Origin of the sequence: Trabulsiella odontotermitis, assembly GCF_001188485.1 — a bacterium.
GTDB classification, from domain to species: domain Bacteria; phylum Pseudomonadota; class Gammaproteobacteria; order Enterobacterales; family Enterobacteriaceae; genus Trabulsiella; species Trabulsiella odontotermitis_A.
Genome location: NZ_JNGH01000105.1, coordinates 61,736 through 75,474, shown reverse-complemented (window position 1 = coordinate 75,474; position 13,739 = coordinate 61,736). Strand labels below are relative to the sequence as shown.

Genomic DNA, 13,739 nt, shown 5'->3' with positions numbered 1-13,739 from the left:
AGATCAGTATATCGTTATTCGGTAATGCGGCGATAGACTGTTGGTGTCTCTTTTGGTGCTTTTTCANCCCCCCCACCACCCCCCCCGCCATACCCAGCGCGCGGGTATCCATCTGGCTGACGAACCCTTCAGTATCAGCGTAGACTGCTTTGCTCAGCGTCGCTGTCGGCAGATAACGACCATAATTTTCCACGAAGTCGGTGGGGCCTTTCTGCGCCGCGACCATGCGACCGAAGGTTTCCGCTGCTTTGCCGTTGTCGAGCACCGCCTGCAGTTTTGCGCGCGCCTCGGCGTCGTCTTTTGCCAGCTTGCCGGAGATCAGCATCTCCACGCACAGCGCCATGGTGACGTCGAACAGACGCGGGTTACGGTATTCGCCCGTCAGGAACTGCACCGCTTCGCGCACTTCGACGGCGTTACCGGCGCTGGACGCCAGCACCTGATTCATGTCGGTCAGCAGCGCTGTGGTACGTACGCCTGCGCCGTTAGCCACGCCAACAATCGCTTCTGCCAGCGCTTCAGAAAGTTCATAGGTCGGCATAAACGCGCCGCTGCCCACTTTCACATCCATCACCAGCGCGTCCAGCCCTTCCGCCAGTTTTTTGGCGAGGATCGACCCGGTGATCAGCGGAATGGAGTCCACCGTCGCGGTAATGTCGCGGGTGGCGTAAAAACGTTTGTCCGCCGGAGCCAGCGAGCTGGTCTGCCCGATAATCGCGACGCCGACGTCTTTGATAATGTCGCGGAAACGGTTGTCGTCCGGGAAGATGTCAAAGCCCGGGATCGCTTCCAGTTTGTCGAGCGTACCGCCGGTATGCCCCAGGCCGCGCCCGGAGATCATCGGCACGTAGCCGCCGCAGGCCGCGACCATCGGGCCGAGCATGAGGGACGTTACGTCGCCCACGCCGCCCGTGGAGTGTTTGTCCACAATCGGACCGTTCAGGTTCAGGCTCTTCCAGTCCAGCACGGTTCCTGAATCCCGCATCGCCATGGTCAGCGAGACACGTTCCGGCATGGTCATATCGTGGAAGAAAATGGTCATTGCCAGTGCGGCAATTTGCCCTTCCGAAATGGTGTTATCGCGAATGCCGTTGATGAAAAAGCGTATTTCTTCATCACTGAGTGCGTGACCNGATGCCCCGCCGCGAAAAGAGTATTAGTAGCTGCTTGCGCTTTTGCCGTCGCCGTGACCCAGCGCTTTCAGCAGGCTGGCCAGCAGGCTGGATGCACCGAAGCGGTAGTGACGAGAATCCGCCCAGTCGGCACCGAACAGTTCGTCGGCAATTGCGAGGAATTTCTGTGCGTCTTCCGCAGTACGCACGCCGCCCGCCGGTTTGAAGCCAACGGTTTTCTGTACGCCCATATCGCGGATGACTTCCATCATGATGCGCGCGCTTTCCGGCGTTGCGTTTACCGGCACTTTACCGGTTGAGGTTTTGATAAAATCAGCCCCAGCCTTGATCGCGATTTCAGAGGCTTTACGAATCAGCCCTTCTTCTTTCAGTTCGCCGGTTTCGATGATCACTTTCAGCAGCACGTTTGCCGCCGCGCAGGCGTCTTTACAGACTTTCACCAGGTCAAAACCGACCTGTTCATTGCCGGCGATCAGTGCGCGATACGGGAAGACCACGTCCACTTCATCAGCACCATAAGCAATCGCTGCGCGGGTTTCTGCCAGCGCAATGTCGATGTCGTCGTTGCCGTGCGGGAAGTTAGTAACGGTGGCGATACGCACATCCGGCGTACCCTGCGCGTTGAGGGTTTTGCGCGCAATCGGAATAAAACGCGGGTAGATGCACACAGCTGCCGTGTTGCCCACCGGCGTTTTCGCCTGATGGCACAGGGCGATCACTTTCGCATCGGTGTCGTCGTCATTCAGGGTAGTCAGGTCCATTAGTTTCAACGCGCGCAGGCTGCTTGCCGTTAAGTCGGTCATGTTTATCTCCGGATTTTCAATGTTCACCATGCGGGTCTGTGATAATTCTAACACTGACCCACGATTACACTTCGATCTTCATCACAGTTAGTGAAACTTACATTCATCATTGCATTTTCATAACGCGATTCAGATCACTATTTTTTGTCCACCAGGCGAAACTGGATCAAAAGTCCCACCCGGCCTTTTTCCTACAATGCCCCTCATCGCCCATGCGCCTGAGGAACCTGTATGTCTGATGCTTTCGAGCTACGTTGCCAGCAGATTGTGACCAGCTCACGCTTATCCCCTGAACAAAAGCGCCATTTTTTAGCGCTGGAGGCGGAAAACGCGCTTCCCTACCCGGCACTGTCCGCAGAAGCCCGTGCGGCGCTGGATGACGGGGTGATCTGCGATATGTTCGAAGGTCACGCACCGTTTAAACCGCGCTATGTTCTGCCTGATTACGCACGCTTTCTGGCAAACGGCTCAGAATGGCTGGAGCTGGAAGGGGCGAAAGATCTGGATGATGCGCTGTCGCTACTGACCATCCTTTATCACCACGTCCCTTCCGTGACCTCGCTGCCGGTTTATCTCGGGCATCTTGATGCGTTGCTGCAACCGTATGTTAGAATTCTAACACAAGACGATATCGACATTCGAATAAAACGTTTCTGGCGCTACCTCGACAGAACCCTGCCGGATGCCTTTACTCACGTCAATATTGGCCCGGCCGACACGCCGGTCACGCGTGCCATTCTGCGTGCGGACGCAGAGCTGAAGCAGACCGCGCCGAATCTGACCTTTATCTACGATCCGCTAATTACGCCGGACGATCTGCTGCTGCAGGTGGCGAAAAATATCTGTGAGTGCAGCAAACCACACATTTCCAACGGCCCACTCAATGATAGAATTTTCACAAAAGGCCAGTACGGCGTGGTCAGCTGTTACAACTCGCTGCCGCTGGCGGGCGGTGGCAGCACGCTGGTACGTCTGAATCTGCAGCAGGTTGCCCTGCGCAGCGACTCTATTGACGATTTTTTCACTCGCACATTGCCCTGGTATTGCCAGCAGCAAATCGCCGTTATCGATGCGCGCTGTGAATTCCTCTATCAACAATCAAACTTCTTTGAGCATAGCTTCCTGGTGCATGAAGGGTTGATCGATCCGCAACGTTTTGCCCCGATGTTCGGCATCTACTCGCTGGCGGAAGCGGTCAATGTGCTGTGCGAAAAAGCGGGGCTGGACGGCCGCTACGGCAAAGATGACGCGGCGAATGCGCTGGGCTATCGCATCAGCGAACAGCTCGCTGCGTTTGTCGAAAACACCCCGGTGAAATACGGCTGGCAGAATCGCGCCCTGCTCCATGCGCAGTCCGGTATCAGTTCCGACGTCGGCACCACGCCGGGTGCGCGCCTGCCCTATGGCGACGAACCCGATCCGATCACCCACCTGCGCACCGTAGCGCCGCATCACGCCTGGTATCCGGCGGGGATCAGCGACATTCTGACCCTCGACGAAACCGTCAAACGCAATCCGCAGGCGGTAATGCAGCTGTGCCTCGGGGCATTCAAATGCGGCATGCGCGAGTTCACGGCCAACGTCAGTGGCAACGTTCTGGTGCGCGTCACCGGTTATATGGTGCGTCTGTCCGATCTTGAGAAATACCGCGCCGAAGGTTCCCGCAGCAACACAACCTGGCTCGGTGAAGAGGCGGCACGCAATACGCGGATCCTGGAACGTCAACCGCGAGTGGTCAGCCATGAGCAGCAGATGCGCTTTAGTCAGTAACATCATCCCCTTCTCCTGCGTTGACGGGCCAGGGAGCCGTCTGGCGCTCTTCCTGCAGGGCTGCAATTTGCGCTGCCGGAACTGCCACAATCCGTGGACCATCGGCCGCTGCGACGACTGCGGCGAATGTGTGCCGCACTGCCCGCATAGCGCGCTCACTGTGCAGACGGGCCGGGTGATCTGGCGCGAGGCCAGTTGTCAGCAGTGCGATACCTGCCTGCAGCGTTGTCCGCAGCAGGCCACGCCGATGGCGCAGACGCTGGACATAGAAAATCTCATCAGCCACATCACTGCCGCTGAGCCATTTATTGAGGGGATCACTGTCAGTGGCGGCGAGGCGACCACTCAGCTTCCGTTTGTGGAAGCCTTGTTCCGGCGCGTGAAACAGACGCCTGCCTTGCGCCATCTCACCTGTCTTCTCGACAGCAACGGCGAGCTGAGTATCTCAGGGTGGGAAAAACTGCGACCGGTATGCGATGGTGTGATGGTGGATCTCAAAGCCTGGGGCGACGATCATCACCGCTGGCTCACCGGACGCGACAGTGCGCGCATCAAAGCCAGTATCCGCTGGCTCGCGCAGCATCACCTTCTGACCGAACTGCGTCTGCTGGTGATCCCGGAACACAGCGATTACCTGACGTCCATTGCGCCACTGAGCGCATTTATCGCGGAGCTGGGCGATGTGCCCGTGCGTCTTAATGCGTTTCATGCTCATGGGGTGTACGGCGAGGCGAAAAACTGGCGGAGCGCCCGGCCAGACGACATCAAGACGCTGGCCGATGCGCTACAGGCCAGGGGGATAACGAGGCTTATCCACCCGGCGCTGTATTTATAGTGCGAGGAAAACCCCGGCGATGGTAGCGCTCATCAGGTTGGAGAGGGTACCGGCCGCAACAGCCTTCAGCCCCAGTTGAGCGATATCATGACGACGGTTTGGTGCCATGCTACCCAGGCCGCCAATCAGAATGGCGATGGACGACAAATTAGCAAAGCCGCACAGAGCAAAGGAGATAATGGCCTTGGTGTGGCCGGAAATCNCCCCCCGCCACGGCAGCATCCTCTTTCAGATACTCACCAAAGTTCATGTAAGCCACAAACTCGTTGATGATCAGCTTCTGACCGATGAATGACCCGGCGACGGTCGCTTCATGCCACGGTACGCCGATGAGCCAGGCAATCGGTGCAAACACCCAGCCAAGCAGCAATTGCATGGAAAGCTGCGGATAATCAAACCAGCCGCCGATGCCGGAAAGAATACCGTTCAGCAGCGCAATCAGCGCGACGAATGCCAGCAGCATTGCTCCCACGTTCAGCGCCAGTTGCATCCCCGATGCCGCCCCGGACGCGGCCGCATCCAGCACGTTGGATGGACGGTCGATATCGTTGCCCTGCGCTTCAAGGTTCGGCGAGTCGTTCGGGGTTTCGGTTTCCGGCAGCATGATTTTGGCGAACAGCAGGCCGCCCGGTGCCGCCATAAACGACGCGGCAATCAGATACTCCAGCGGCACGCCCATTTGCGCATACCCGGCAAGCACCGAGCCCGCCACGGACGCCAGCCCACCGCACATCACCGCGAACAGCTCAGAACGGGTCATGGTAGCGATATACGGACGCACCACCAACGGCGCTTCCGTCTGGCCAACGAAGATATTGGCAGTGGCGGAGAGCGATTCGGTGCGCGAGGTTTTCAGCACCGCACGCAGCGCGCCGCCGAGAATGCGGATCACAAACTGCATGATGCCGAGGTAATACAGCACAGCGATAAGCGAAGAGAAGAACACGATGACCGGCAGCACGCGCAGAGCAAAGATAAAACCGCCGCCGCCAAAAAGTTCGAACATTTTGTCAGACACCAGGCCGCCAAACAGGAAGCCGATCCCTTCGTTGCCGTAGGCGATGACATTCGCCACGCCTTCCGACATTGCCAGCAGCACGCGGCGTCCGGCGGGTACGTAGAGGATCAGCGCACCGATACCGACCTGGATTAACCAGGCGCCCAGTACGGTACGCAGATTGATGGCTTTTCGATTACTGGAGAGCAGCACAGCGATAGCAAGCAGCGCCACCATGCCAATGAGTCCCATGAGGATTTGCATACGGAGTCCCTGTAATGAGGATAGTGTTATCAGCGAACCCGGTGATTATAACGATCCGTTACAGCGCTGCTCGTTTGATCTCACAAAATTGGCGCAACAATTAGAGATCAATACGTCAGAATGAGAACTACATCACCTTAACAAAGCGTTCATAAGCCTGCGAATAACGCTTCCGTGTTATTGATCAATGTATTAGCAATGAGTTGCGGTGATTCCGGGCGCAGTTCGCACAGCGTGGTAAACACGCGAGCCGCCTGTTCCGGGCGGTTTGGCATCCCCTGAAAGCCATTCAGCGGCATGTCGGGCGCATCGGTTTCCAGCAGCAGGGCACCGAGTGGCAGCCGGGCGATGACGTCGCGGGTTTTGCTGGCGCGCGGATAGGTGATGGTGCCGCCAACGCCAATTTTGTAGCCGAGATCAACGAACCGTTCGGCCTGTTGCAGGCTGCCGGAAAACCCGTGCACTACACCGGTTCGCGGCAAATTATGGCGCTTCAGGTGCAGCGCCAGCTTGTCATGCGTGCGGCGCGAGTGCAGGATCACCGGTAAATCAAAACGCTTCGCCAGCTTCAGTTGCTCATCCAGCAATGCCTGCTGTTTGTCGAATTGCGGATCGTCGCGGTAAAGATCGAGACCGATTTCCCCCACCGCGATCAGTTTTTTTGGCCGCGAGGCCAGCAGCGATTCCAGCGACGTCAGACAGGCGTCCGTATGCTTTTCAATGACGACAGGATGCAGCCCCAGCGCGGCATACACCGGTTCATGCTGTTCCGCCAGTTGCAGCACCCCGGCGAAACGGGAGGATTCCGTCGCCGGTACGATAATTTTGCCGACGCCCGATTCCGCGGCCCGTCGCAGGCTACGCGCTTCGTCGCCGGTAAACGGCGGAAAATCGAAATGGCAATGGGTGTCGATAAAACGGTACGTCACGCCAGATCCTCTTTATCAAAACTCGTGTCGTTGGCCTGCGGAATATCCAGTATCGGCGGAATAGTCGGCACCTCGTTGGCCACCGGCGCAGGCACGATAATGCGCGACGTATGGCGGCGCAGCGGCGGCTGCTCCGCCAGCAGTTTGCCCACCGTCGCAAGAAAATAGCGCCCGCACAACCGGCCCGTTTTGTAGTCCATGCGCAGCGCCGGAAGGCGGCTTCCCAGCGCCATACTGTTTAGCGGTTTTGGTGGATAGATCTCAAATATCCGCAGCTTACCTGGCGGTTTCTCNTACCAGGTTCACCAGCGACTGCAGACTGCTGTCGCCCAGCCAGCGCTCCATACGCTTGAACCACTGCGGCGTATAGTACATCTGCGACGGTACGGTGCGGATCACGACAATCGTTTTAGCACCGCGGCGGGCAGCTTCCTGCACCGGCACCGCATCACTGATGCCGCCATCCAGGTAGTTCACGCCATCAAGCAGCACGCCAGGACGATAAAACCCGGGGATCGCACTGGAGGCGCGGATCAGATCCAGCCAGGTTTTGTCGGTGGGCGCGAAATAGTTGGCGGTGTAGTCATCGCCACGGCAGGCGCACATATAAAATTCTTTGCCGAGATCGAACTGCCCGGCAGCATAGTTCATTGCCAGCGGCATTTTGCTGGCGGTCTCTTCCACCAGCCAGTCAAGATCGATGAGATTCCCGCCGCGGACAAAGCGCATCGGGTTAAAGAATTCACGGGACGTGGTGTAGCGGGTGATGACTTTTCGCGCGTAACCCGGCTGGTTACACAGATAGGCAGAAAGATTTTGCGCACCGGCGGAGGTGCCAAAGTAGAGATTGAAGGGGTTAAACTGCGCGCGCATAAACTCATCCAGTACCCCGGCTGTGAAAATACCGCGCTGGCCGCCGCCTTCACACACCAGCGCCAGTGGCCCCGGCTGAAAAGACTTTACGGTTAATGGCGCAATTGTGCCAAGCGTGACGGGAATTCTCTGCCCCACCTCTGCTTTCCTGTTTTGTGTTGTTATTCCTTCACCATAACGCAGTTTTTTCTCTCCTTAAACCAGTAAAGCCAGTCACAAGGACTGGCTTTTGTTACAACAGATTAACGTGCGCTATGGACGCCGGCGTCCCATAAACAGGCTGACCAGGAACAGGATGATGCCGACGATAAAGACGATTTTCGCCGCACCTGCCGCTGTACCGGCCAGACCACCAAAGCCCAGCGCGGCGGCAATTAACGCGATAACCAGGAAGATAATGCCCCAACGAAACATACGATTCTCCTTTACCATAGTAAGTGTCATACGTGGCTATGAGCGCTCAGGCGACTCACAGTAGATCGCTTTCTTGTGGTACATGCGCCCCACACACCTGTCCGGGGCGCATATTCTGAGAACTGCTTACTGCACTTTCAGATCGTTTTTGACGCTTTTCACGCCATCGATCGCTTTAGCAATGCTTTCCGCACGCTCGCTTTGTGCCTGGGATTCAACGGTCCCGGACAGTTGCACCACGCCATCGGTGGTTTCAACTTTCACTTTGCGTGACGGAACCACATCGTCAGCCAGCAGTTTGGCTTTGATTTCACTGGTCGTCGCGGCATCGCCTGCGTAGCCTTTCATCGATTGTGATTTGCTGTCGCGGACGTGCAGTTTGTCGCTGACTGAGGCCACACCTTCAACGCCTTTAGCGACGGTGACGGCCTGTTCCGCCTGCGACTGGCTCTCAACAAATCCGCTGAGGGTCACAACGCTTTTCTCCGTTTTCACGGAAATGTCGGTACTCTTGATAGAATCGTGATCGACCAGCGCGGCTTTCACTTTTGCGGTGATTGCGCTGTCATCCATGAAATTACCGACTTTATTCATTGAACTGTCGATTTTTTGCCCTGCGCTCTCGGTGGTCGATTCAGCCAGTGCGGAACCGCTCATCAAGGCAGTACCCAGCATCACTGCCAGCAGAGTTTTCGAATTTTTCAGTTTTATCATTATGATCGCTCCTGTCCTGTGGTTTACACGCAATCAGTAGTCCTGTTGCTGAGCCGCAAAAANAGAACAATCCGCAAGAGGTTAATAAAGCTGGAAATAAACAGGCACGGCGGATGCCGTGCCTGGAGGGAAGGATTAATGTTCGCGGGTTTTGCGGAACTGCACGTCTGGATAGCGTTCCTGGGTGAGGTTCAGGTTGACCATCGTTGGCGCGATGTACGTCAGGTTGTCACCGCCGTCGAGCGCCAGTTGGATCTCGTTCTTACGTTTGAATTCTTCGAATTTCTTCACGTCGGTGGATTCCACCCAGCGTGCGGTCGCCACGTTGACGGATTCGTAAATCGCTTCAACGTTGTACTCGCTCTTCAGACGCGCAACCACTACGTCAAACTGCAGCACACCGACCGCACCAACGATCAGATCGTTGTTGGCGATCGGGCGGAACACCTGTACCGCACCCTCTTCCGAGAGCTGAACCAGCCCTTTCAGCAGCTGTTTCTGCTTTAACGGATCCTTCAGGCGAATACGACGGAACAGTTCCGGTGCGAAGTTCGGAATGCCAGTGAACTTCATCATTTCGCCCTGGGTGAAAGTATCACCAATCTGGATGGTGCCGTGGTTGTGCAGCCCGATGATGTCGCCCGGATACGCTTCTTCCACATGTGAACGGTCGCCCGCCATGAAAGTCAGCGCGTCGGAAATCACCACGTCTTTACCAATACGTACCTGACGCAGCTTCATGCCCTTTTCATATTTCCCGGACACCACGCGCATAAACGCCACGCGGTCACGGTGTTTCGGGTCCATGTTGGCCTGAATTTTAAACACGAAACCGGTGAATTTTTCTTCAGCGGCTTCAACGACGCGGGTGTCGGTTTTACGCGGCATTGGCGCAGGCGCCCACTCCACCAGACCGTCGAGCATGTGATCAACGCCGAAGTTACCCAGCGCGGTACCGAAGAACACCGGCGTGATTTCGCCTGCCAGGAACAGCTCTTTGTCGAATTCGTTCGACGCGCCCTGCACCAGCTCCAGCTCATCGCGCAGTTGCTGCGCCAGATCGTCGCCGACTGCGTTGTCGAGATCCGGGTTGTTCAGCCCTTTGACAATGCGCACTTCCTGAATGGTGTGGCCTTTACCGGTCTGGTACAGATAAGTTTCATCTTTGTAGAGATGATAAACGCCTTTAAACAGCTTACCGCAGCCGATCGGCCAGGTGATTGGCGCGCAGCCAATCTTTAGCTCGTTTTCCACTTCATCCAGCAACTCCATCGGATCGCGGATGTCGCGGTCAAGTTTGTTCATGAAAGTCAGGATCGGCGTATCGCGCAGACGGGTGACTTCCATCAGCTTACGGGTCCGGTCTTCGACGCCTTTTGCCGCATCGATGACCATCAGGCAGCAGTCAACCGCCGTCAGGGTACGATAGGTATCTTCCGAGAAGTCTTCGTGCCCCGGGGTGTCGAGCAGGTTGACCAGGCTGTCATGATACGGAAACTGCATTACGGAGGTGGTGATAGAAATACCACGCTGTTTTTCCATCTCCATCCAGTCGGATTTGGCATGCTGGCTTGAGCCGCGGCCTTTGACCGTACCGGCCGTCTGAATGGCCTGTCCGAACAGTAACACTTTTTCAGTGATGGTCGTTTTACCGGCGTCCGGGTGGGAGATGATGGCAAAAGTGCGGCGTTTCGCCACCTCTTGCAAATAAGGAGACAACGTCATAGTTAGCGTCTTCTGTGTAAGTGCACGGCGTCAGGCCGCGCACGAGAATCGAAAAATGCGGCTATTTTACTCAAGACCGAAGGTCAGACAATCATTGTTTACACAGGAGTTGCTCCAGTTCATTTAAGGTGCTCACCGTCCACGTCGGCTGGATGCCTTCCGGCTGCTCATGATGGTGCGCATTCAGCCAGCAGGTTGCCAGGCCTGAATTGATGCCGCCGAGAATATCCGAGGCGGCGGTGTCGCCCACCATCAGCACGCGCGAACGGTCAGGATTGCCCGCTTTTTCCAGCGCGTAATCGAAGATTCGCGGGTCTGGTTTCGCCACGCCCACTTCTTCAGAAATAATCAGTAAATCAAAGTGATCGCGAAGCCCGGTGCGCTCCAGACGGATTTGCTGCAGCGAGGTGAAACCGTTGGTGATGATCCCCATTTTCACTTTGCCCTGCAGGGCGTTGAGCAGCGATACCGCGCCCGGCAACGGCGCGCAAATTTCCGCCATCGCGTTCATGAAGGCGTCGTTGAGATCGCCCGGCGGCACGTTCAGACGCTCGGACCAGTCCTGAAAGCGCTGATGCTGCAGTTGCAGCGAGGTGATCGCGCCATTCTGATAATCGATCCACAGCGGTTTATTGACGGCCTGGTAATCCTGGAAATCTTCGGCGGTAAACGTCACGCTATAGTCGAGAAACATCCGCTGTAAGCCGGTAAAAGAGTCAAACGTAAACAGCGTTTCATCGGCATCAAAGAAAATCCAGTCCCACTTCATCGTATCACCTTGTGTCTTACATACTTATTGGCAGAGCCATGATAATGGCGTCTTCGCGTCCCTCTGCGGTGGGATAATAGTTCTTGCGAATGGTCGCCTCGTTGAAGCCTATGCTTTCATAAAGTGCGATGGCGGCGACATTAGACGCGCGAACCTCCAGCCACAGCGTGATGACGCCGCGTTTTTCCAGCTCGTCGATCAGATGTTCCAGCAGCAATCGTCCCAGTCCGCGACGCTGGAAGGCGGGATCCACCGCAATATTAAACAGGGTAGCTTCATCCAGCACGACCTGCGTGATCGCAAATGCCGCTATCTCGTTTTCCGTCTCAAGTTTGAGGTTGAAGTAACGGTCGCCCTGGTTGCTGGCAAAGGTTTTTTCGCTCCACGGAAACGCGTGCGCGCGCTTTTCAATGTGCCACGCGCGGGGTAAATCAGCCGTGCTGAGGGAAGAAATCGTGTTCATGAGCACAAATCTGTTGCCATAGCGCCGTGCGCGCTGCCGCGCTGGCCTGTAATTCATCAAATGCAGGCGTTGATACCTGCGCCCCCTCCAGCGAGACGGCAGCTGGCGTTCCCAATAACCAGCTGTTGGCGCGGCTCCCCTCCGGCAGCATCACAGCGCGCTCTGGCGTCAGTTGTAATACCTGGTCCGGTGAAAGCATTAATGCGCGAAGGATATCGCCGATCAACGGTTCCGTCAGCGCGGGCAACGTCTCCGCTACCATCACCAGCCGCACATGCGGTGGAATTGCTATTGCAATCTCCCCCTGCAGCGCACCCGGGCGACGCAGCGTCCACTGAGTAATACCCAGTTGCTGTAATTGCCAGTCTCGTCGGGATGTCATCACGCCATTCTCCTGTCTGTCAGGCGCCGAAATATACCAAATTCGTCGAACTTGCGCCAACAAACCACTATAATCGCCGCCGTCGTTAATTGAGGATTTAGCCATGTCTGCTTTTACCCCGGCCAGTGAAGTCTTGCTGCGTCACAGTGATGATTTCGAACAAAGCCGTATTCTGTTTGCCGGCGATCTGCAGGACGATCTCCCCGCTCGCCTTGAAACGGCCGCCAGCCGTGCGCATACCCAGCAATTTCANCCGCCTCGAACCCCAGCCGACGTTCGATGCCAGCGCTTACTGGGGAGAATATCAACTCGATAATCTGACGATTAAAACCCTGCCGGGCGTTTTCAGCCGCGACGGCCTCGACGTTGGCAGCCAACTGCTGCTCTCCACCCTGACGCCGCATACCAAAGGCAAAGTGCTGGATATCGGTTGTGGCGCAGGGGTGCTCGCCGCGACGCTCGCCAGCCATTCACCGAAAGTTCGCTTAATGCTATGTGATGTCAGCGCATCGGCAGTCGAAGCCAGTAAAGCGACGCTGAGCGCGAACGGCATTGAGGGCGAGGTGTTCGCCAGCAACGTTTTCTCTGAGGTGAACGGTCGCTTTGATATGATCATCTCCAACCCGCCGTTCCACGATGGCCTGCAGACCAGCCTCGACGCCGCGCAAACCCTGATTCGCGGTGCGGTGCGTCATCTGAACAGCGGCGGCGAGCTGCGCATTGTTGCTAACGCCTTCCTACCCTACCCGAACGTGCTGGATGAAACCTTTGGTTTTCACGAGGTGATTGCCCAGACCGGGCGCTTCAAAGTTTACCGCGCCATCATGACCCGTCAGGCGAAGAAGTAAGTTTTCACCGTAACGGGGCCGATCGCCCATTTTTGCAGCGATCGGCAAAACCCCCACAATTAACTATTGACGAATAGCGGAAAACCACTAGAATGCGCCTCCGTGGTAACGATTCTTTCATAGAGTCGATGGTATGCGAAGGTGGCGGAATTGGTAGACGCGCTAGCTTCAGGTGTTAGTGTCCTTTCGGACGTGGGGGTTCAAGTCCCCCCCCTCGCACCATAAACCACGCAGATATCGCTCGCACTGTGCGAAGGTGGCGGAATTGGTAGACGCGCTAGCTTCAGGTGTTAGTGTCCTTACGGACGTGGGGGTTCAAGTCCCCCCCCTCGCACCAACGAGGCGATATTCAAAATAAGATGACTGTGCGAAGGTGGCGGAATTGGTAGACGCGCTAGCTTCAGGTGTTAGTGTTCTTACGGACGTGGGGGTTCAAGTCCCCCCCCTCGCACCAATTATCTTATCTCCTGGTTGTTCCTTCCTTGCTATCCCAGCAGCTTCATATTCAGCATAATCAGCATCATTCCACCGATCAGCGCGACGCATGATGGCAGCAGTACGTAATGGCGCAGCTTGTGGTGCCAGATCATCGACGATGTCAGCAGTAGCCCCACAACGATAAGCCCTCGCCAGGTCTCCGCAGAGAGATCCGCAAACCCGAGTGCGGCGATGATGCTTCCGGGGATCAGAATGCCCCAACCACTTCCTAATGCGCGCTGCAACATGATTCTGCCTCTCACACCGATAATGATAACCAATAGCATATGATAATTTTTATCATTTGTCAGTTTAAGATTCAATGCCGCTTAACTTTACGTTA

Annotated in this window: 11 protein-coding genes, 3 tRNA genes and 4 pseudogenes; 6 read left to right on the top strand and 12 right to left on the bottom strand. The window is 56.3% G+C overall.

Translation table 11 applies throughout. From position 1 onward, the window contains the following. Positions 1-58 precede the first annotated feature (58 nt). Together deoA and deoC are read right to left on the bottom strand one after the other, a co-directional pair. A pseudogene (gene deoA, locus GM30_RS18045) lies at positions 59-1,132 on the bottom strand (thymidine phosphorylase); the annotation flags it as partial. Between the two features lie 24 nt (positions 1,133-1,156). Continuing rightward, positions 1,157-1,936 (bottom strand): deoxyribose-phosphate aldolase, encoded by a 780-nt coding sequence (gene deoC, locus GM30_RS18040; RefSeq protein WP_049849754.1) that lies wholly within the window; start codon positions 1,934-1,936, stop codon positions 1,157-1,159. Between the two features lie 231 nt (positions 1,937-2,167). Between deoC and GM30_RS18035 the strand changes: the two genes are divergently transcribed. Next, on the top strand, positions 2,168-3,706 hold the full coding sequence (locus GM30_RS18035; RefSeq protein WP_049849753.1) for a YjjI family glycine radical enzyme: 1,539 nt from the start codon (positions 2,168-2,170) through the stop codon (positions 3,704-3,706). Next, positions 3,678-4,541 carry a YjjW family glycine radical enzyme activase gene (locus GM30_RS18030; RefSeq protein ID WP_049849752.1) on the top strand — a complete coding sequence of 288 codons (864 nt, stop codon included), beginning with the start codon at positions 3,678-3,680 and terminating at the stop codon, positions 4,539-4,541. Before GM30_RS18035 ends, GM30_RS18030 begins: the two co-directional genes overlap by 29 nt. Here GM30_RS18030 and GM30_RS18025 read toward each other — a convergent pair. The 9 genes and pseudogenes from GM30_RS18025 to GM30_RS17990 all read right to left on the bottom strand — a co-directional run bounded on the left by GM30_RS18025 (position 4,536) and on the right by GM30_RS17990 (position 12,071). Further along, positions 4,536-5,802 (bottom strand): annotated as a pseudogene (locus tag GM30_RS18025) (NupC/NupG family nucleoside CNT transporter). The gene GM30_RS18030 and the pseudogene GM30_RS18025 overlap by 6 nt on opposite strands. Positions 5,803-5,951: 149 nt before the next feature. Continuing rightward, entirely contained in the window at positions 5,952-6,731 is a 780-nt protein-coding gene (locus tag GM30_RS18020) for a metal-dependent hydrolase (RefSeq protein ID WP_049849751.1), read from the bottom strand. Next, positions 6,728-7,742 (bottom strand): annotated as a pseudogene (locus tag GM30_RS18015) (patatin-like phospholipase family protein). The gene GM30_RS18020 and the pseudogene GM30_RS18015 overlap by 4 nt, the downstream one beginning before the upstream one ends. A gap of 114 nt (positions 7,743-7,856) precedes the next feature. Beyond that, entirely contained in the window at positions 7,857-8,018 is a 162-nt protein-coding gene (locus GM30_RS24820; protein WP_007373037.1) for a DUF1328 domain-containing protein, read from the bottom strand. A 126-nt stretch (positions 8,019-8,144) separates the two neighbouring features. Continuing rightward, the gene (osmY, locus tag GM30_RS18010) at positions 8,145-8,738 is read right to left on the bottom strand and encodes a molecular chaperone OsmY (RefSeq protein WP_049849849.1); all 594 of its coding nucleotides are present in this window, start codon (positions 8,736-8,738) and stop codon (positions 8,145-8,147) included. A 129-nt stretch (positions 8,739-8,867) separates the two neighbouring features. Then, positions 8,868-10,457 carry a peptide chain release factor 3 gene (prfC, locus tag GM30_RS18005; RefSeq protein ID WP_049849750.1) on the bottom strand — a complete coding sequence of 530 codons (1,590 nt, stop codon included), beginning with the start codon at positions 10,455-10,457 and terminating at the stop codon, positions 8,868-8,870. Positions 10,458-10,548: 91 nt separating this feature from the next. Continuing rightward, complete coding sequence (gene yjjG / locus GM30_RS18000) at positions 10,549-11,226, bottom strand: pyrimidine 5'-nucleotidase (RefSeq protein ID WP_049849749.1); 678 nt, start codon at positions 11,224-11,226, stop codon at positions 10,549-10,551. A gap of 16 nt (positions 11,227-11,242) precedes the next feature. Further along, positions 11,243-11,689 (bottom strand): ribosomal protein S18-alanine N-acetyltransferase, encoded by a 447-nt coding sequence (rimI, locus tag GM30_RS17995; protein ID WP_049849748.1) that lies wholly within the window; start codon positions 11,687-11,689, stop codon positions 11,243-11,245. Then, on the bottom strand, positions 11,658-12,071 hold the full coding sequence (locus tag GM30_RS17990; RefSeq protein WP_049849747.1) for a DNA polymerase III subunit psi: 414 nt from the start codon (positions 12,069-12,071) through the stop codon (positions 11,658-11,660). The genes rimI and GM30_RS17990 overlap by 32 nt, the downstream gene beginning before the upstream one ends. Before the next feature lie 103 nt (positions 12,072-12,174). Between GM30_RS17990 and rsmC the strand changes: the two are divergent. The 4 genes and pseudogenes from rsmC to GM30_RS17970 all read left to right on the top strand — a co-directional run bounded on the left by rsmC (position 12,175) and on the right by GM30_RS17970 (position 13,373). After that, a pseudogene (rsmC, locus tag GM30_RS17985) lies at positions 12,175-12,919 on the top strand (16S rRNA (guanine(1207)-N(2))-methyltransferase RsmC). Between the two features lie 135 nt (positions 12,920-13,054). After that, positions 13,055-13,141, top strand: a tRNA-Leu gene (locus GM30_RS17980). A gap of 28 nt (positions 13,142-13,169) precedes the next feature. After that, positions 13,170-13,256 (top strand) — tRNA-Leu (locus GM30_RS17975). 30 nt (positions 13,257-13,286) lie between these two features. Continuing rightward, positions 13,287-13,373: transfer RNA gene (locus GM30_RS17970), tRNA-Leu, on the top strand. Positions 13,374-13,404: 31 nt separating this feature from the next. On the opposite strand, the gene GM30_RS17965 is transcribed toward GM30_RS17970, so the two are convergent. Beyond that, positions 13,405-13,644: a DUF1435 domain-containing protein gene (locus GM30_RS17965; RefSeq protein WP_049849746.1), complete on the bottom strand. Its 240-nt coding sequence runs from the start codon at positions 13,642-13,644 to the stop codon at positions 13,405-13,407. Positions 13,645-13,739: the final 95 nt, after the last annotated feature.